The sequence below is a fragment of the Nocardia vulneris genome, assembly GCF_001613425.1.
GTDB lineage: Bacteria > Actinomycetota > Actinomycetes > Mycobacteriales > Mycobacteriaceae > Nocardia > Nocardia vulneris.
Window position 1 is genome coordinate 417,720 of record NZ_BDCI01000017.1, and the last position, 18,153, is coordinate 435,872.

Sequence of the window (18,153 nt, forward strand, 5' to 3'; positions counted from 1 at the left end):
AGGCGGTGCCGGGCCGAAAACTGTTCTCCCCACTCCACACCGGGCTGCCGCCGCACCGCGCCACGGGCCGCCCCGCGCTATTTCCCCGCGATTGAGAACCACTGCGGCGCAATACGAAATACGCAACGGCCCACCATTTTCATTGCACTGCTTGCAATTTGGATTGCACCCCTTGCGGGGGCTCGACAAATGGGACATCCTTTCCCGAACGCGGGGAATTCCCGCACGAGGAAAGGACAGTCCCGTGCGCGATGACGATATCGATCGGCGGCGGTTACTCGGAATACTGGGCGCGGCAGCGGGTGTCGGCGCGGCATTCGCGACCGGGGCGCTGTGGCCGGCATCGGCGAGTGCGGCGAACGGTCGTCGCGCCTTCCTCGGTTGCTATACCTCCGGCGACGCGGGCGGCGCCGGGATCGGAGTCGCCGCGGTGGACGAGCGCTCCGGCAGGCTGACCGTCGAGCGCACCGCCGAGGTCGCAGACCCGTCGTTCTTGGCAGCTTCCCCGGACGGACGCTACCTGTACGCGGTGAACGAGGGATCGGGCGCGGGCACCGCCACCGCCGTGGACCTGCGCGCCGCGGTGCCGAAGGTGCTGAATACCGTTGCGGTACAGGGCGAAGGTCCCACGCACCTGTGCGTCTCGCCGGACGGGCGCACGGTGCTGACCGCGAACTACACCTCGGGCAGTGTCAGCGCGCTGGCGGTCGCCGGGGACGGTCGTCTCGGCGCGGTGACCGACGTCGCCCGGCACCGTGGCACCGGACCCGATCCCGAACGGCAGGCCGGTCCGCACGCCCACCAGGTGGTGTTCGACCCGTCCGGACGCTGGGTGCTCGCGGTCGACCTCGGCGTCGACTCCGTCTACGTCTACCGGCTCGCCGCGGGTGAGTTGACCGAGCACGCACAGGTCACGCTGACACCGGGCAGCGGACCGCGGCACCTGACCTTCCATCCCAACGGCCGCACCGCCTTTCTCGCCAACGAACTCGATTCCACGGTGACCGTGTGCGATTGGCACGCCGAGCGGGGCGAGCTGCGGCCCGGGCAGTCCGTGCCCGCGGACACCGCCACCGGCGGTGCGCGCAACTACCCGTCCGCGCCGGTCGTCTCCCGTGACGGCCGCTTCCTCTATCTGGCCAACCGCGGCCACGACAACATCGCCACCTTTGCGATCATCGGCGACGGACTGCTGATCCCGGTGACCACCACCCCCTGCGGCGGCAAGTTCCCGCGCGCGCTCACCCTCGGCCCCGACGGCCGGCGGCTCTACGCCGCGAACCAGAAGTCCCACACGATCACCACGCTGCCACTCGACCCTTTCACCGGCCTGCCCGGCGCCGCCACGATCGCCGCCGAGTTCCCGGCCGCCACCTGCGCCCTGTTCCGCTAGCGAAACTCGCTGTCGGTGGCGGCGGTCGGACTGGAATACTGCACGTCCCGACAACCGAGAAGGGACCTCTCGTGACCCATCCAGGGGTTGTGCCGCTGCTCGACCGTGTTGCCGACGCCGTCTCCGACGCGATCGGCCGCACCCGCCCGGAACTGGCGGGGGCGGACCCGGTGCTCCGACCTTCCGAACGCGCCGACTTCCAGTCCAACGCCGCACTCGCCCTGGCCGAACGGCTCGGGGTCAGGCCGGCCGAGTACGCGGCCGAGCTCGTCGCGGCGTTGGCACCCGGGCCGGGTCGGCCGGTGGCGACGGCGGCGGTGTCCGGCCCGGGATTCGTGAACATCACCGTGCCGGACCGGGTGCTGTGGGCGCAGGTCGCGGCCCGGCTGTCGGATACCCGGCTCGGGGTGCCCGCGACCGAGCACGGTCGGCGCACGGTGCTCGATTACTCCGCGCCCAATATCGCCAAGGAGATGCACGTCGGGCACCTGCGGACGACGATCATCGGCGACAGCCTGGCGCGGGTGCTCGGCTTCCTCGGCGCCGCCGTCATCCGCCAGAACCACCTGGGCGACTGGGGAACTCAGTTCGGCATGCTCATCCAGTATCTCGACGAGCACCCCGACGCGCGTTGGCGCCACGACGACGTCGCCGACGGCGCCGCGGTGTCCGCGCTCGACCGGTTGTATCGCGCGGCGCGGGCCGCCTTCGACGCCGATCCGAACTTCGCCGACCGGTCGCGCGCGCGGGTGGTCGCCTTGCAGGCGGGCGATTCGCCGACCCTGGATCGCTGGCACGACATCGTCGCCGAATCGGAGCGCGCATTCGCCGATATCTACGCGCAGTTGGGCGTCCTGCTCACGCCGGACGACTCGGTGGGCGAATCGTTCTACAACCCCATGCTTTCCGGCATCGTCGCGGAATTACTCGAACAGGGCGTCGCGGTGGACAGCAACGGCGCGACGGTGGTGTTCTCCGCCGAGGTCACCGGCCCCGACGGTGCGCCGGTGCCACTGATGGTCCGCAAGAGCGACGGCGGATACGGCTACGACACCACGGATCTGGCGACGATCCGCTACCGCATCGACACCCTGCACGCGCAGCGGCTGCTGTACGTGACCGATGCCCGGCAGGCACTGCATTTCCGGCTGATCTTCGAAACAGCCAGGCGCGCAGGGTGGTTGCACGACGGCATCGAGGCCGAGCACGTCCCGTTCGGCACGGTGCTCGGCCCGGACGGCACACCGTTCAAGACCAGGGCGGGCGGCACCGTGCGGCTGGGCGATCTGCTCGACGCCGCCGTGGCGCGGGCCCGCGCGGTGGTCGCGGCGAAGAATCCCGGGCTGACGGCCACCGAATTGGACGCCATCGCAACGCAATCCGGCATCGGCGCGGTCAAGTACGCGGACCTGTCGACCGCACGGGTCAAGGACTACACCTTCGACCTCGACCGGATGGTCGCCTTCACCGGTAATACCGCCGTCTATCTGCAATACGCGCACGCGCGCATCCGGTCCCTCCTCGGCAAGGCCGGTGCCCCCGCGCCTGCGGTCGCCACCGACGGCCCACTCGAAACGGCCGAACGCGCCCTCGTCTTGACGTTGGACGCGTACGGCACCACCGTCGCCGAGGTCGGCAGCACGCTCGAACCCCATCGCCTGTGTGGCTACCTCTACCGGCTGGCCCGCGATTTCACGACGTTCTACGACGCCTGCCCGGTGCTCAAAGCCGATAAGCCGCAACGTGGTAACCGCCTGGCCCTGTGCGACCTCACGGCCCAGACCCTCGCCCACGGTCTGGACCTGCTCGGTATCGCCGCTCCGGAACGGATGTGACACCCGCACACGGCGGAGCCGGACCGCGTGACACGCGGCCCGGCTCTGCTGTTGTGCCGGTTACTGCTTGGCGGTCACGACCGAGTACAGGTCGTCCCACGCCTTCGGCTTCGGCGGCGCCGGGACGGCCGAACGCGGTGCGCCGCCCCGCTTGCCGCCGTCGAAGGTCGCGTCGGAGGGCTTGTACGCGGGCTTGCCCTTATCGGTCAGCCAGGTCTTGAACAAGGCGTTGGTGCTGCGCCCGGTGACCGCGTTGGCCATCTCGATGAAGTCCGCGACCTTGGCATTGCCGAACTGGTATTTGGTCAGCCATTCGCGCAGCATCCGATAGAAGACGTCGTCGTCACCGATCGCGCTGCGGAAGGCCTGGATCGCCAGCGCGCCGCGGCTGTACAACTCGGCGGGCAGCACATTGGCCGGCCCCGGATCGGTCAGCACGACATCCCAATTGATCCGGGTCGAGGTGGCATAGGCGTAATCGGCGATTTCCGCCGCGGTGCCGGTGCCGTTCTTCTCCGACCAGAGGTATTCCATGTAACTGGCGAAACCTTCGTTCAGCCAGCCGTCTTTCCAAGTCGCCACCGAGGTCGAATCGCCGAACCACTGGTGCGCGTTCTCGTGCACCACCACCGAATCGTTCTTACCGCGCTTGAAGAAGCCGTCGGTATAGGTGGGCATGGTCTGGGTTTCCAGCGCGAAGCCACCCATCTTCGCGTCCACCACACCACCGGTGGATTCGAACGGGTACGGCGTGAGCTGGCTCGCCAGCCAATCGACGATCTCGGGTGTCCGCTCGATGCTGGCCTTGGCGTTGGCCCGCACGGTCGGATCCAGATCCGTCGCGTAGGCGGTCAGGTTGGGCCGGGCCGGAGTGCCCGCCCCCTGTCCGCCGCGCTCGTACTTGCCGATCGCCAGGTAGGTCGCGTAGGTCATCTGCGGGTTCTTGCTGAGCCAGTTGTGCCGCTTCCAGCCCGGAATGTTCTGCGTCACACTGGTTTCCACACCGTTGGACAGGACGTCCATATTCTCCGGCGCGAGCACCGACACCGCATAGGTCGCCTTGTCGGTCGGGTGATCGTTGCTCGGGTACCACCATTCGGCGGAGAAGGGCTCGTTGGAGATCAGCGCGCCGTTGGGGTTCTCCACCCAGTTGCGCGCGCCGGCCGCGTTCGCCACCCGCGACGGGATGTCGTTGTAGGCGACCACCGTGGTGAACTCGGCGCCCACGGCCAGGTTGGCGGGCAGCGTCACCGCCAGCTTGTCCTTGCCCAGGGTGTATTTGGCGGCCTTGTTGTTCACCAGCACGGACTGGGTCTGCAAAAGGAAGTCGAACCCGATCGCGGACCCGGCCTTCAAATCCTGCTTGGCTTTCGCCGTGATCGTCGTCGACCCGGACAGCCGGCCCGAGGACGGATCGAACTTCAGGTCGATGCTGTAATTGGAAACGTCGTAGGCGGCGCTGCCGATATTCGGGAAATTGGGGTCACCTATCCCGGTCAGCGGTGCCGCGGCGGCCGTGCCTGTACTCGAGATCAAAGCCGCCGCCACCAGCAGCGGAACGGCTCGCACCGAAACAGAGTGCAACACGGGAAAACGCCTCGTCATAAAAGAACTCCAATGTGTCGTGCACGCGGATTCGCGTCTCGCCCAAGATCTTTCGATACCAGAGAAACACATCGTTTCGGTCCGCTCGACTGGAGATCAACTGGGGAATTCCGACCGGCCCGGACGAATTTCCGGACGCCGGAACTCTGCACACACCGGCCCGGATCGATCCGACCGGTGGAGCTGGGTCGGGCGCATCGCGACCGGTCGGATACGCTCCCCCGACACATGTTCAGGCGACGGAGCCGACCGCATCGGCCCGCGATGCGGTGCGCCGATCGGGAAGCCTGAGAGGTCTGAGACGAGGAGCGGCGTGACAGAAGCAGCGTTCGACGTGGCCGGGTTGGTCGGGCACCACTACCGGGCCGACGACTACTACGAGGTCGGCCGGGAGAAAATCCGCGAATACGCGCGGGCGGTACAGGATTTCCATCCCGCGCACTGGAGCGAGGACGCGGCCGACGAACTCGGCTACACCGGTCTCGTCGCACCGACCACGTTCATCTCGATCGCGGCCATGCTGGCCAATCGCCGGCTCTTCGAGACCGTCATCACCGGATACGACGGATTCGTGCAGACCGATCAGGTCTTCGAGATGTATCAGCCGGTGGTCACCGGCGACCGCCTGATCGGCGACGTCGAACTCGAGGCCGTGCGCCGGGTGGCGGGCAAGGATCTGCTCACCGTCAAGAACATCTTCTCCGACCAGTCGGGGCGGGTCATGCAGGTCATGCACACCACCGTGGTCGGCCTCACCGCCGAGGACGTCGCCGAGGGCATCGGCGCGGCGATCGAGCGGGTGATCATGCACGGCATCGAGGTGTTCACCCGGATCAGCCCCGCCGACGCCGCGCCGCAGGTCGATCCGGCCGGCGTCCCGGTCGCTTCGATCCCCTCCGAGGTGAGCCGAACCCGCCTGCCGCACACCGCGGTTCGTTTCGAAGACCTCACCGTCGGCACCGAACTCCCGGCCCGGACCACCCGGCTCACCCGCGGCGATCTGGTGAACTACGCGGGCGTGGCCGGTGACGCCAACCCGATCCACTGGCACGACGACGTGGCCGCGCTCACCGGGCTCCCCGACGTGATCGCGCACGGCATGCTCACCATGGGGCTGGGCGCGGGGTTCATCACCGGCTGGCTCGGCGACCCGGGTGCGATGACCCGCTACGGCGTTCGCCTCTCGAACTACACCGTCGTCGAGGCCCGCACTGTCGGCACCATCGAGTTCACCGGCCGGGTCAAGTCGCTCGACGCCGAAGCCCGCAGCGCCGTCATCGCCATCACCGCGAAGTCCGCGGGCCGCAAGATCTTCGGCCTCGCCACGGCGGACGTCCGCTTCCGCTGACGCTCAGTCGAGCACGACGAGTCGCGTCCCGGGCAGCAGACGCGACGGCGGGAGACCGAACATGGTGTGGAACGTGTCGGTGAGGTGCGACGGGCTGGCGAAGCCGGCTTCGACGGCGGCGGTGGTCAGATCCGCGCCCTTGGACACGGCGCGCCCGACCGAGAGGACGCGCGCCCAGAGCCGGTAGCGGCGGAAGCTGGTACCGGACTGGGCGGCGAACAGGTGCAGGAAACGAGAGGTCGAAAGGTGGGCCGCCGCGGCCAGTTCGCCCGCCGAGTTCGCGCCGGCCGGATGCGCCAGCAGCGCCGCGGCGGCACCCGCGATCCTGGGGTCCACCGCGGATCTACGGGAACCACAGGCCAGTTCGATCGCGGCGACGGGGTCGAACTCCGCGTGCGCGGCGAGAGCGAGCAGGTCGTGTTCGTTGCTGTGTGCCAGGCCGATCCCGGCCGCGCTCGCGGTCATCCGGTCCCAGCACGACTTCGCGTGCGGCGACGTCGGATCGATGTAGCAGAACAGCATTCGCGCGCCGCCCGCGACCAGCCGATGCGCCCGCCGCGGCGGAATCAACGCGGTGCGAACGGCTTTCGAGATTCCGTCGACGTGCAGGGTGAACGGCGCGTCGAGGCCGACCGCGAGACAGTGCACCGAGCCGCTGTGCGCGTCGAGCTGTAACGAGGGGCCGCGATAGACCGCGTGGCCGGGCCACAACCACACGGTCGCGGGCGCAAGACAGCTCGTTTCTGGAAGTGGCGCACCGTCCATGATCGCCATGCTTGCACGACTACGACAACGTCGGGAAAGGCGGGCCGGAAATGGGATTCGAGGATGTCGCGCGGGCGGCGCTGGTGCTGATCGGGGTGATCCACCTGCTGCCCGGCACCGTGGCGTTCGCCCCGCGCCGGGCCGCCGCGATGTACGGGACGCGCGCCGGTTCCCGCGACCTGGAGCTGCTGCTGCGGCATCGCGCGCTGCTGCTGGCGATGATCGGGGCGGGCACCATCGCCGCGGCGTTCCTGGCGTCGATCCAGGTCGCCGCCATGATCGCGGTCGGCATCAGCATGACCAGCTTTCTCGCACTGGCCCTGAGCATCGGGCTGCGCGAGCTGACCGCCGCGACCAAACGCGTCTTCCGGATCGACGTGTTCGCGGTGGCCCTGCTCGCCGTGGCGGTACTCGTACTGGCGCTTACCGAGTGGGCGAGCTAGTCGGCATCACCTTGCGGCACAAAGATTTTCGCGAGAACCTGCCGGTCGAGTTTGCCGCGGGGCGTGCGCGGCAAACTGTCGAGCACCCGAACCTGCACCGGAATGCTGGGGCTGGGCAACGTCGTGCGCAGATGCCGCCAGATTTCGTCCAGGCTCGGGGCGCTCGCGCCCACGACGATCGCGGCGGCGGGCGCCTCCCCCATCCGGGCGTCGGGGATACCGATACAGGCGGCCTCGGCGACCCCGGGCAGCGCGGTGAGCGCCGCCTCGATGGCGGCGGGCTCCACATTGAGTCCCGCCCGGATCAGCATCTCGCTGTCGCGACCGAAGAGCCGCAGGCGATTCCCCCGCACGGCGCCGCGGTCGCCCACCGTCATCCAGCCGTCCACCGGACCACCGGCGATGCCGTCCGCGGTGAGATAGCCGTCGAAGAGCATGTCGCTGCGCACGAACACCAGGCCGTCCCGGATCTCCGCGTCGACGCCGTCGAACAGCTCACCGGCCGAATTCTCGTCGGTGTCACCGAGTCCGCGATCGAACGAGACGAAGCTCAGCTCGGACGCGCCGTAGAAGTGCACGAGTTCCGCGTTCGGCAGCACCGCCTGCAGCGCCTGCCTGCCGGGACGCGGCCAGCGTGCCGCGGAGGACAGCACCTCCCGGACACCGGGCAGCGGCCCGGTACCGGAGCGCACCACGTCCCAGGCGATGGTCGGCACCGAATACAGATGGGTCGCACCGTCGTTCAGCGCGGTCATGACCGGCCGCAGGTCCACGGTCGCGCCCCGGGTGAGCGCGTGCAGCGCCCCGTACAGGAAGTGCGTGTGGTCGAGCACGCCGGGCGCGGCGACCCGGTCTCCGGCGCCGATGTCGAAGGTGGCGTCGGAGCGGTCGAGGGTGGTGGCCCACGAGTTCTGGTCGCGGACGAACAGTTTCGGCGCGCCGGTGGTGCCGGAGGTGATGCCGACCAGCAATTCCGCGTCCGGGCGCGCCCGGCCCGACGGGCCCGTTCCCGCCAGCTCGGCGGCCGTCCGCACGGGACCGTCGAAGCCCATCTTCCGCAATCGCCGGTGCTGCCCGGCCGCGGCGACCACCGCGCCGGGCCGCGCGAGTTCGAGCACCGTCGCCAGTTGGCCGGGCATCAGGTGCCGGTGCAGCAGCACCACACTCACGCCGCAGTGACAGGCGGCCGTCACGACCACCAGCGATTCGACATCCGACGTCGGCAGGACGGCAACCCGGTCCATGCCGTGCAGTCCGGCCGCGGTGCGGGTGACCCGCTCCCAGAACTCGCCGTAACCGACGCGCTCCTGGCCGGATTCGACGGCGATGGTCGCCGGGGCCGCGGCGGCGCGGCGCTCGATCCGCGCGGCGAGCAACTCACTCATCGTCCACTCCTCTCGCCGCCAGTGCCTCGCCCATGGCGTCGGCGGTGCGCAACGCCCGCACCAGCACCGGTGTGGCCAGCGCCGTCATCGACCATTGCAGGCCCCTGGCCCGGCGTGCCTCGGCCACCTCGTGCACGATCCCGGCCAGCAACGGCACGCAGCGGATGGCCAGCGCCAGCAGCAGCCCGATCCGTTCCGGGTCGACGCCGATCCGGCGCAGCGGCCCGAGCGCGCGGGTCACGGTGTCGAGCAGGTCGGTCACGCGGGTGGTGAGGGTGACGAGCGCCGCGAGCGCCACCGAGATCAGCAGCACGCCGCACACCACCACCGCCCGCGCCGGTGCGGTGATCAGCACCTGGAAGACGGCGATGATCAACAGCATCCACACCACCGGTCGCAGCTGCGCCACCGCGACGCGCCACGGAATGCGCGCCAGCGCGAACAACCCGGCCACCGCCAGCGCGGCCAGACCGACCTGAATCGGACTGCGCAGCAACACCGTTGCCGCGACGATCGCCGCGATCAGCAGCAGCAGCTTCGCGCCCGCGGGCAGCCGGTGCAGCAGCGAGTCCCCCGGCCGGTACAGCCCGATCATTCGACCAGCGCCCGATAGGCGGGCACCGCGGCCGCGGGTGTTCCGTCGAACGCCACCAGACCGTCGTCGATCACGATGACCCGCTCGAAACCCTCCAGCAGCGCGAGCTGATGGGTCACCACGATCACCTGCTGGTCCATCGCGTCCAGCGCGGCGGCGACCACCCGCGCATTGCGCAGGTCGAGCAGCGTGGTCGGTTCGTCGGCGATGATCACCTCCGGCCTGCGGATCAGCACCGCGCCCAGCGCGAGCAGTTGTTTCTGCCCGCCGGACAACAGGTGCGAGGGATGATCGGCATGCTGATCGAGCCGGAAGCGCACCAGCATCTCCTGGACGCGCGCCGCCACCTCCGCCTTGTTCAGGCCGGATCGGCGCAGCGAGAACGCGAGATCCTCGGCCACCGTGGGCATCACGATCTGAGTGTCCGGATCGGTGAACACGAAGCCGACCTTGCGCCGCACCTGCGCGCCCTTGCGCGCGACATCGACGCCATCCACCGTCACCGTGCCCGAGGTCGGCGTGAGCAGGCCGTTGATCATGCGGGCCAGCGTCGATTTACCGGACCCGTTCGCCCCGATGATGCCGACCCGGCGCTCGGTGATGCGCAGATCGATGCCGCGCAACACTTTTCGCTCGCCGAACGCATGCCCGACCTTGTCGAACCGGATCTCACTCACGACTGCGCCTCACTCACGACTGCGCCTCACTCACGCCACCCGCTCCACCAGCATCGCGATCCCCTGCCCGCCGCCGATGGCGCAGGCCGCCAGGCCGAGCGCCGGACCATCCGGGCACAGCATCTGACTCGCCAACCGCACCAGCAGGATCGCGCCGGACGCGCCCCAGGGATGACCCATCGCGATCGCCCCGCCCTGCGGGCAGATCGTCGATTCGTCGAGGCCGAGCTCGTCCGACACCGCCAGCACGACCGACGCGAACGCCTCGGTGATCTCGACGATCCCGAGATCGGCGATGCCGACACCGGTGCGCCGCAACAGCTTCCGGATCGCGGGCACCGGCCCGAGCCCCGGATGGGCCGGATCGGACCCCGCCACCGCGGACCCGAGGATCCGCAGCGCGGGCAGTCCCGCCGCACCCGCCGCGGTGGTCACCGCGACCACCGCGGCCCCGTCGGAGATCCCGCACGAGTTGCCCGCGGTGGCCGTGCCGTCGGCGCCGAAACTGGGGCGCAGCCGCGCGAGTCGCGCCTCGGTCAGGCCCGCCCGAATCCGCTCGTCGCGCCGGACGTCGCCGATCGGTACGAGTTCGGCCGAGAAGTCCGCGGCCGCGGCGGCGCTGTGCGACCGCGCCGCGTAGGCGTCCTGCCGCTCGCGGCTGATCCCGCGCACGCGCGCGAGGTCGTCGGCCGCGGCCCCCATGTCAGGGTCGGGAAAGCCCTGCGGCGCAAAGGGAGCACGGGTGTAGCGCACCGGTTCGGCGGCCCCGTCCGGCGGCCAGAACCGCCACGGCGCGGTGCTCGCCGACTCGACACCGCCGGCCAGGATCAGCTCGTCGGCCCCGCTCTGCACCCGCAACGCCGCCTGCATCACCGCGTCCAGCCCGGACCCGCACTGCCGGTCGACGGTGACGCCGGGGACCTCGGTACCGAAGCCGGCCGCCAGCGCCGCGATCCGGGCCGGATCGCCGCCCGGCCCGAGGCAATTGCCGAGCACGACGTCGTCGATCTCGGCGTCGATCCCGGCCGCGCGCAAGGTCGAGTGCACCGCCCGCAGTACGGGCGCGGCGAGCTCGGTCGTGGTCAGGGTGGCGAACCCGTGCCCGGCGTTGCCGATCGGTGTGCGCCGCGGCGCGACGAGGACGGGTCGGGGGTTCATGCCAGCAAGTCTTTCAGCTCACCCCGAGCCACCTTGCCACTAGCCGTGCGCGGCAGCGCGGGCAGCGGCACCCAGCGCCGCGGCATCGCCTCTTTCAGCAGCACCCGGCGGGCGTGCGCGCGCACCGCGCCGATGCCCACATCGCCGTCGAGTTGCACTGCGGCCGTGACGATCTCGCCGAGCACGGCATGCGGTGAGCCGATCACCGCGACGGCGGCCACCCCGTCGATCGCGCCGAGCACCCGCTCGACGTCCTCCGCGAGCACGGTGGTGCCGCCCACGTTGATCGCGGACTCGCCCCGGCCCCGCACGGTGAGCTCGCGCTCGGGTCCGAGCTCCGCGAGATCGCCGACGCCGAACCACTCCGGCGCGCCGAGCACCCGATACGGCGTGCGCACGTACAGCAGTCCGGCACGGATCTCGGCCTCGACACCGTCGAGCAGGCGCAGCGGCTCCGGCACCCGGCGGGCCGCGACGAGCGACACCTCGGCGGAGCCGTAGTACTCGATCAGCGTGCGGCCCGCCGCCGCGGCACGGGCACCGTCGTCCAGGGCGATACCCGCGACGATCGCCGTCCGTAGCGCGGGCGCGCGGCCCACCACCTCGCGCAACACCGCGGGCACCGCGTGCACCACCGTGGCGCGCGCCGGATCGTCGGTCACGCAGGCCCCCAGCCACAGCGCGTGCAACGCGGCGAACAGGTGCATGGTCGCGTACAGCGGGCCGGTGAGCAGCACCCGGTCCGCGGCGGTGACGCCGGTGATCGCGGTGAACTCAGGGAAGCTGTCGTACCAGGACGCGGCGGTCCTGGCGAGCGGCCGCGGCCGGCCGGTGGACCCGGAGGTGGTCACCAGCAGAAAAGCCGAGGCCGGAAGATCGGTGCGCGCCGGGCGGGCGGCGGGATTCTCGACGAACACCGGCACGCCCCGCCGTGCGGCCGCGCAGACACAGATCAGCGCGTCCGGCACGTCGAGCGCCGACGCGTCGTAGCTCGTCGCGCCCGGATGCCGCTCGATCCACTGCTCGATCGCCCGGTCCAGTTCGGCGTACGTGTAAGTGCGGCCGTCGAATTCGATGGCGGGCCGAGCACCGGAGCCACCGAGCTCCGGATCACGCACGGATCAGCCCGGGGTACGCGCGGTGCACGCCCTTCGCGACGATCGAGGCGACGACGACCTTGGCCAGGTCGCCGGGGATGAACGCGAAGTTGGTCGTGATCGCGTGCCGGATGTCGAGGTCGGTCCGCAGCAGCAGGCCGAGGGTGCCGAACAGGTAGATCACCACGAGGCCGCCGAGCGCGTTGATCAGCAGCCCGAGCACGAGCGGGTACTTCGGCAGAATGCGCGCGGTCAGCAGGCCGATGACCAGTGCGGCGGGAATCCAGCCGACCAGGTATCCGGCGCTCGGCCCCGCCAGCGCGGTCAGTCCGGTGCGCCCACCGGACAGCAGCGGCAGTCCGATCATGGTCAGCGCGAGGAAGACCACCACCGCGGCGGTGCCCTTGCGTGCCCCGAGCACCGCGCCCGCCAGGATCACGCCCAGCGTCTGTACCGTGATCGGCACACCGCTGAAGCCGACCGTGATGGCGCCGGGCAGACCCATCGCCGCGATCAGCGCCGCGAAGACCGCGATCTGCGCCATGTCCCGCGCGGAAATTCCGACCCTCGACCTCCGAGGGTCCTCGACACCGTCCACGATTTCCTCCGCTAGCGACTTGAACGACGTTCAAGATAGCAGGCGCCGCATCGCTTCCGGACCCCACTCCGCCCGCGGTCGCAGGCCAGGCGGCCCGGGCTCAGCTGCTCGCAGTCGCCGACTCAGCCCCGCGCGGTCGCCGACTCAGCCGCGCGCGGTCGCCGACTCAGCCGCGCGCGCGGATCCGCGCCTGCACCTCGGGCCTGCGCAGCGGCGGCACCGACTTCGGCGGGACCTTGCGATCGGGCAGTTGATCCAGCAGCCGGGTGGTGATCGCCGCGATCTCGGCGACGGCCGCGTCGACCGCGGGTTTCGTCGTGGCGGAGATGCTGGACAGTCCGCCGACCTTACGCACGTACTGCAATGCCGCGGCCTGGATCTCCTCCGGTGTCGCGGCAGGTTCCAGCCCCCGGAGGGCGGTGATGTTTCGACACATACCCCGAGGCTAATCCGCCCCACCGACACCGCGCGGCCCGAACGCGTCGATCGCCGGGATCCCCGGAATAAGCGCAGGTGGGCAGTAGTGTGACCGACGCACGCACCCGACCTCGCCGGACCCGATCGGAGGCCGAGCTGAACGCGTCACGAGACTGGAGCGACGAACTGGTCGCGTCCACGCAGTGGGTGCTCCTCGCGTCCGCGCTCACCGGCCTGGTCTTCCTGATCGTCGTGACCGTGCTGCTGCGGATCACCACTTGGGGACGGCACTTCCGGCGGACCACCGGCGGGTTCTTCCGCGGTCGGACCGCCTGGCGCACGATCCCGCTCGCCGGGGTGTTGCTGATCATCGCCGTGCTCTCGGTCCGGGTGAAGGTGCTGCTCTCCTATCAGGGCAACGACATGTTCTCGGCCCTGCAGAACGCCGCCGGGGCGCTCGGCCGCGGCGACAGCGCCGCCTTGGCCGACGCCGAGCACGCGTTCTGGCATTCGCTGCTCGTCTTCGCCGTGCTCGGCATCCTCGACGTGGTCCGCACCCAGCTGGACTTCTACCTCGGGCAACGCTTCGAAATCCGGTGGCGCCGCTGGCTGACCGAACGGATGACCAGCGAATGGATCGACGGCCGGGCCTATTACCGCACCCGGTTCATCGATGCGCCGATCGACAACCCGGATCAGCGGATCCAGCACGACGTGACCGAGATGACCGGCCGCGCGCGGTCGTTGTCGCTCGGGGCGGTCACCTCGGTGGTGTCGGTGGTGTCGTTCACCAGAATCCTGTGGGATCTGTCGGGGACGCTGACCCTCTTCGGCGTCGAGATCCCCAAGGCCATGGTGTTTCTGGTCTACCTGTACGTGCTGGTGGTCACCGCGGTCGCCTTCTGGATCGGCCGCCCGCTGATCGGCCTCGGCTTCCGCTACCAGGCGGTGACCGCGAACTTCCGCTACGCCCTGGTCCGGCTGCGCGACAACGCCGAACGGGTGGCGTTCTATCGCGGCGAGCAGACCGAACAGCGGGGCCTGCGCGCGCTTTTCGCCGAAGTACTGCTGGTCTATCGCCGCCTGGTCCGGCTGACCACCCAGTTCATCGGCTGGAACCAGGCCGCCAGCGAGGTGGCCGTGGTGTTCCCCTGGCTGCTGCAGGCCCCGCATTTCTTCAGCGGGACACTGACACTCGGCGACGTGCAGCAGACCGGAACGGCCTTCGGCCAGATCCAAGGCGCACTGTCGTATTTCCGCAACAGTTACAGCGAGTTCGCGGTGCTGCGGGCCACGTTGCTGCGGCTCGACGGTCTCGTGACGGCGAGCGAGCAGGCCCGGAAACTGCCGACGCTGCCGGTCCAGATCACCGACGACACAGTGGAACTCACCGATATCGAGGTGCGCAAACCGGACGGCACCATCCTGATCGAGGGCTTGAATCTGCGCCTGCGCGCCGGTGACGCGGTGGTCGTCAAAGGACTGTCCGGCAGCGGCAAGACCACCCTGATGCGCGCGCTGGCCGAAATGTGGCCCTACACAGACGGTCTCGTCGGAAAGCCGGAAACCCCCGGCACACTGTTCATCGCCCAGCTGCCGTACCTGCCGCTGGGCCCCTTGCGCGCGGCCGTCACCTATCCCGCGGCGCCGGACAGTGCGCCCGGCAAGGCTGTCGCCGACGCCCTGCACAAGGTCCAACTCGGCCATCTGGCAACAAGATTGGACGAGGACGCCGACTGGTCGAACATCCTGTCCCCCGGTGAGCAGCAGCGGCTGGCCTTCGCGCGACTGCTGCTGATCCGGCCGCGGGCCGCGTTCCTGGACGAGGCGACCTCGGCGATGGACGAGGGCTTGGAGTTCGCGCTCTACACCCTGCTCCGCGCCGAGCTGCCCGAGCTGATCCTGGTGAGCACCGCGCATCGCAGCACGGTCGATCAGCATCACGACACCCGGCTGGAGCTGGCCGGCGGCGGCCGCTGGTCCTACGGGTAGGGTCGCCGCCGGCCAGGCGGGTCAGGGCCGGGAACCCGCGCGCGCTCGATCGAACCGGATCAGCGGCAACGCGAGCACCGCCAGCACCGCACCGATCACGCACACCGAGGTGAGGGCGGCGCCGCCGCCGAGGGTGAGCGCGGCCAGCACCGGGGTGCCGCTGATGCCCAGCTGGAACGCCGAGACGGTGGTGGCGCCCGCGAGGGTGGGCGCGTCCCCCGCGATCGCGAACACCCGGCCGTACAGCGCCGGATTGAGCACGAACGCCGCGACGCCGAGCAGGAACACCACCGGCACCACGATCCAGACCCGGGTCATCGCGAGCGCGAGGAGCACCGACAGCAGCACGATCGCCGCCGCGCCCGCGCCGAGGGCCAGGTGCGGGCGCCGATCGGAGATCCGGCCGCCGATCGACAGGCCGAGGAAGGCCCCGACGCCGAACAGCGCGAGCACCGCGGGAATCCAGACGGGCGCGATGCCGGTGTCCGCGGCGAGCATGGCCGCCAGGTAGTTGAACGTGATCATGTACGCCGCCGTGGTCAGGATGGTGATCGCGTAGACGAGCCACAGCCGCGGCCTGCGCATCGTAGCCAGCTCCCGTCGCACACTCGGCACGGTCCCGGCTCCCGTTGTGGCACTGGGTATTCCGAGCAGGCAGCCGAGGATCCCCGCGACCGTCAGCAGCACGACGGCCCAGAACCCACCGCGCCATTCGGTGAAATGACTCAGCAGCGTGCCCGCGGGACCACCCGCCACCATCGCGACGCTGAGCCCGCTCACCACCACCCCGGACGCCCGGGCGTTGCGGTCCGGGGTGACCAGCCCGATCGCGGTCACCGACGCGACCGCGAAGAAGCCCGCGTACGCGATGCCGGCCACCACCCGGGAGACGAGCAGCACCTCGTACCCGCCCAGCAGGCCCACCGCGATGCTCGCGGCGAACACGCCCTGGGTCACCACCAGCGCGGTGCGCCGCGGCCACCGCAGACTCAGCACCGCGAACGGCGGACCGCCGCAGACGACGCCCAGCGCGAACGCGGTGATGAGCAACCCCGCCGCGGACAGCGACACGTCCAGGTCGACGGCCGCTTCCGGCAGGACCCCGGCCAGAAGGAACTCCGCGGTCCCCATCGCGAACAGGCTGAAGCCCAGTAGATAGACGCCCAGGGGCAGCCGGTCGGTCCGGCGCTCGGTGAGCTGTGCGGTGGCGCTCATCGCCGGACTCCCTCGATAAGCGCGTCCCGCGCGAATTGCGTTGCCGTATCCGTTGTTCGATTCATGTCGGATCACCTCCGAGCCGAGCATCGGCCCCGCCGCCCGATATCGGCAAAGGATGTTGCCGATATCGGGACGGATTGGTTTACTCGGCCCCATGGATGATCAACCGAGCGTCGGCGCCGTGCTCGAGCAGATCGCACCGCGCCTGCGCCGGGCGCGGGAACGGCAGGGCTTCAGCCTGGCCGACCTGGCCCGCGCCACCGGCCTGTCCACCAGCACGCTCTCGCGGCTGGAATCCGGCCAGCGCAAACCCAGCCTCGAACTGATCGTCCCGGTGACCGTCGCACTCGGCATCCCGCTCGACGAGATCGTCGTGACGCCGCGCGTCGTCGATCCCCGCGTCCCGCAGCAACCCACCCAGCGCGACGGCCGGGTGCTCGTCCCGCTGTCGCGGCACCAAGCCGAACCGCGCGCCTACAAGATGATCATCCCCGCCGACGATCACGACCCCTACCTGCGCACGCACGACGGATACGAGTGGCTCTACGTGCTGCACGGGCGGCTCCGGGTCCGCCTCGCCGAGCACGACTTCCTCATGGGCCCGGGCGAAGCCGCCGAATTCGACTGCCAGATCCCGCACTGGTTCGGCTCCACCGGCACCGCCGCCGTCGAAATCCTCAGTCTCTTCGGCAAACACGGCGAGCGTATTCACACGCGCGCCCGAACCCCCGGCCGCAATTAGTCGCTCGGGCGCCGCCACCACGCCAGGAACTGCGCGAGCGCCGGAGTGTCGGCGTCGCCCATCCACGCCAGCCGGATGGAGATCTGCGGCGGATTCGCGCCGAACGGGATGACGCAGATGTTCTCGTGCGCGATCCGAGTGGCCCGTTTCCGGTCGAGCACGCTGATTCCGGTGCCGGTGGACACCGAATCGAGGACCTGTTCGGCGTCGGATTCCTCGGCGACCAGATTGGGGGCGCGATCGCCCCAGATGTGCGTGACGAGTTCGTCATAGAATTCCGGCCCGGTATGCCGGGACCAGAGCACGATCGGCTCATCGATGATGTCCGCGTTTTCCACGGTGGCGCGTCCGGCCAGCGGATGGTCGCGCGAGACGACCACCGCGGCCTCCTGCATCCCGATCAGATGCGTGTGGATTCGCGGATGCGCGATATTTCCGCGCACGAATGCGACGTCGATCTCACCCGACTCGAGCAGGTCCAGATTCCAGGAAGTCCAGCCGGTAATCGTGGACACCGTGATATCGGGAAATTCTTTGCGAAATGCCCTGATGCGCTGGGAAATATCGCTGTCGGAGCCCGAACGGGTGAACGCGACCTTCAGCTCACCGGTGGTGCCGGAGGCGCGCGCCCGCACGCCACGTTCCAACTCGGCGGCCGCGTCGAGCAGTTGCTGCGCGCCTGCCTGTAACGCGACACCGGCCGGGGTCAGCACGAAGGAGCGGCCGTTGCGCGTCAAAAGCTCCACCCCCAACTCCCGCTCCAGCGCCTTGACCTGCTGCGACAGTGCGGGCTGGGTGATGTGCAACGCGTCGGCCGCCCGCCCGAAATGCCGATGCTCGGCGACTGCCAGAAAGTAACGAACCCGGCGCAGATCGTCCACGCGG

17 protein-coding genes are annotated in these 18,153 nt (G+C 69.9%); 6 read left to right on the plus strand and 11 right to left on the minus strand.

Features of this window, described 5'->3' with window-relative positions; all coding sequences use genetic code 11:
* Positions 1-244: 244 nt before the first annotated feature.
* Together NVU01S_RS19625 and argS are read left to right on the plus strand one after the other, a co-directional pair.
* Complete coding sequence (locus tag NVU01S_RS19625) at positions 245-1,393, plus strand: lactonase family protein (protein ID WP_209444802.1); 1,149 nt, start codon at positions 245-247, stop codon at positions 1,391-1,393.
* 71 nt (positions 1,394-1,464) lie between these two features.
* Positions 1,465-3,228 carry an arginine--tRNA ligase gene (gene argS, locus NVU01S_RS19630; protein WP_043670817.1) on the plus strand — a complete coding sequence of 588 codons (1,764 nt, stop codon included), beginning with the start codon at positions 1,465-1,467 and terminating at the stop codon, positions 3,226-3,228.
* Between the two features lie 60 nt (positions 3,229-3,288).
* Here the strand turns inward: argS and NVU01S_RS19635 are convergent, their stop codons facing one another.
* A complete protein-coding gene (locus tag NVU01S_RS19635) occupies positions 3,289-4,797 on the minus strand; it encodes a M1 family metallopeptidase (protein ID WP_043670819.1) in 1,509 nt (502 codons plus the stop codon).
* A gap of 349 nt (positions 4,798-5,146) precedes the next feature.
* On the opposite strand from NVU01S_RS19635, the gene NVU01S_RS19640 reads away from it, so the two are divergent.
* Positions 5,147-6,181: a fused (3R)-hydroxyacyl-ACP dehydratase subunits HadA/HadB gene (locus NVU01S_RS19640; protein WP_043670821.1), complete on the plus strand. Its 1,035-nt coding sequence runs from the start codon at positions 5,147-5,149 to the stop codon at positions 6,179-6,181.
* Between the two features lie 3 nt (positions 6,182-6,184).
* Here the strand turns inward: NVU01S_RS19640 and NVU01S_RS19645 are convergent, their stop codons facing one another.
* A complete protein-coding gene (locus tag NVU01S_RS19645) occupies positions 6,185-6,955 on the minus strand; it encodes an AraC family transcriptional regulator (RefSeq protein WP_043670824.1) in 771 nt (256 codons plus the stop codon).
* A gap of 2 nt (positions 6,956-6,957) precedes the next feature.
* Here NVU01S_RS19645 and NVU01S_RS19650 point away from each other — a divergent pair, with 2 nt between their 5' ends.
* Positions 6,958-7,389, plus strand: a complete 432-nt coding sequence (locus NVU01S_RS19650) for a hypothetical protein (RefSeq protein ID WP_052280614.1) — start codon at positions 6,958-6,960, stop codon at positions 7,387-7,389.
* On the opposite strand, the gene NVU01S_RS19655 is transcribed toward NVU01S_RS19650, so the two are convergent.
* From NVU01S_RS19655 to NVU01S_RS19685, 7 genes are all read right to left on the minus strand, one after another.
* Complete coding sequence (locus NVU01S_RS19655) at positions 7,386-8,774, minus strand: AMP-binding protein (protein ID WP_043670826.1); 1,389 nt, start codon at positions 8,772-8,774, stop codon at positions 7,386-7,388. The two genes, NVU01S_RS19650 and NVU01S_RS19655, sit on opposite strands and share 4 nt — an antisense overlap.
* Entirely contained in the window at positions 8,767-9,369 is a 603-nt protein-coding gene (locus NVU01S_RS19660) for an energy-coupling factor transporter transmembrane component T family protein (RefSeq protein ID WP_043670829.1), read from the minus strand. The genes NVU01S_RS19655 and NVU01S_RS19660 overlap by 8 nt, the downstream gene beginning before the upstream one ends.
* Positions 9,366-10,046: an energy-coupling factor ABC transporter ATP-binding protein gene (locus NVU01S_RS19665; protein WP_043670832.1), complete on the minus strand. Its 681-nt coding sequence runs from the start codon at positions 10,044-10,046 to the stop codon at positions 9,366-9,368. The genes NVU01S_RS19660 and NVU01S_RS19665 overlap by 4 nt, the downstream gene beginning before the upstream one ends.
* Before the next feature lie 30 nt (positions 10,047-10,076).
* Complete coding sequence (locus tag NVU01S_RS19670; protein WP_043670835.1) at positions 10,077-11,204, minus strand: thiolase family protein; 1,128 nt, start codon at positions 11,202-11,204, stop codon at positions 10,077-10,079.
* Positions 11,201-12,322, minus strand: coding sequence for a class I adenylate-forming enzyme family protein (locus NVU01S_RS19675; RefSeq protein WP_043670842.1), 1,122 nt, complete (start codon positions 12,320-12,322; stop codon positions 11,201-11,203). The genes NVU01S_RS19670 and NVU01S_RS19675 overlap by 4 nt, the downstream gene beginning before the upstream one ends.
* Complete coding sequence (locus tag NVU01S_RS19680; protein ID WP_175068904.1) at positions 12,315-12,899, minus strand: biotin transporter BioY; 585 nt, start codon at positions 12,897-12,899, stop codon at positions 12,315-12,317. The genes NVU01S_RS19675 and NVU01S_RS19680 overlap by 8 nt, the downstream gene beginning before the upstream one ends.
* Before the next feature lie 166 nt (positions 12,900-13,065).
* Complete coding sequence (locus NVU01S_RS19685) at positions 13,066-13,335, minus strand: DUF2277 domain-containing protein (protein WP_014983676.1); 270 nt, start codon at positions 13,333-13,335, stop codon at positions 13,066-13,068.
* 89 nt (positions 13,336-13,424) lie between these two features.
* Here NVU01S_RS19685 and NVU01S_RS19690 point away from each other — a divergent pair, with 89 nt between their 5' ends.
* Positions 13,425-15,308 (plus strand): ABC transporter ATP-binding protein/permease, encoded by a 1,884-nt coding sequence (locus tag NVU01S_RS19690; protein ID WP_156161581.1) that lies wholly within the window; start codon positions 13,425-13,427, stop codon positions 15,306-15,308.
* Between the two features lie 21 nt (positions 15,309-15,329).
* On the opposite strand, the gene NVU01S_RS19695 is transcribed toward NVU01S_RS19690, so the two are convergent.
* Entirely contained in the window at positions 15,330-16,523 is a 1,194-nt protein-coding gene (locus NVU01S_RS19695; RefSeq protein WP_043670849.1) for an MFS transporter, read from the minus strand.
* Positions 16,524-16,680: 157 nt separating this feature from the next.
* Here NVU01S_RS19695 and NVU01S_RS19700 point away from each other — a divergent pair, with 157 nt between their 5' ends.
* Positions 16,681-17,268 (plus strand): helix-turn-helix domain-containing protein, encoded by a 588-nt coding sequence (locus NVU01S_RS19700; protein WP_043670851.1) that lies wholly within the window; start codon positions 16,681-16,683, stop codon positions 17,266-17,268.
* Here the strand turns inward: NVU01S_RS19700 and NVU01S_RS19705 are convergent.
* On the minus strand, positions 17,265-18,149 hold the full coding sequence (locus NVU01S_RS19705) for a LysR family transcriptional regulator (RefSeq protein ID WP_052280615.1): 885 nt from the start codon (positions 18,147-18,149) through the stop codon (positions 17,265-17,267). The genes NVU01S_RS19700 and NVU01S_RS19705 overlap by 4 nt on opposite strands.
* Between the last annotated feature and the right edge of the window lie 4 nt (positions 18,150-18,153).

Bases quoted from the DNA above. Each gene is read 5' to 3' on its own strand.
- NVU01S_RS19660 (WP_043670829.1), bottom strand. From the start codon at position 9,369: ATGATCGGGCTGTACCGGCCGGGGGACTCGCTGCTGCACCGGCTGCCC.
- NVU01S_RS19700 (WP_043670851.1), top strand. From the start codon at position 16,681: ATGGATGATCAACCGAGCGTCGGCGCCGTGCTCGAGCAGATCGCACCG.
- NVU01S_RS19695 (WP_043670849.1), bottom strand. From the start codon at position 16,523: ATGAGCGCCACCGCACAGCTCACCGAGCGCCGGACCGACCGGCTGCCC.
- NVU01S_RS19685 (WP_014983676.1), bottom strand. From the start codon at position 13,335: ATGTGTCGAAACATCACCGCCCTCCGGGGGCTGGAACCTGCCGCGACA.
- NVU01S_RS19670 (WP_043670835.1), bottom strand. From the start codon at position 11,204: ATGAACCCCCGACCCGTCCTCGTCGCGCCGCGGCGCACACCGATCGGC.
- NVU01S_RS19645 (WP_043670824.1), bottom strand. From the start codon at position 6,955: ATGGCGATCATGGACGGTGCGCCACTTCCAGAAACGAGCTGTCTTGCG.
- NVU01S_RS19655 (WP_043670826.1), bottom strand. From the start codon at position 8,774: ATGAGTGAGTTGCTCGCCGCGCGGATCGAGCGCCGCGCCGCCGCGGCC.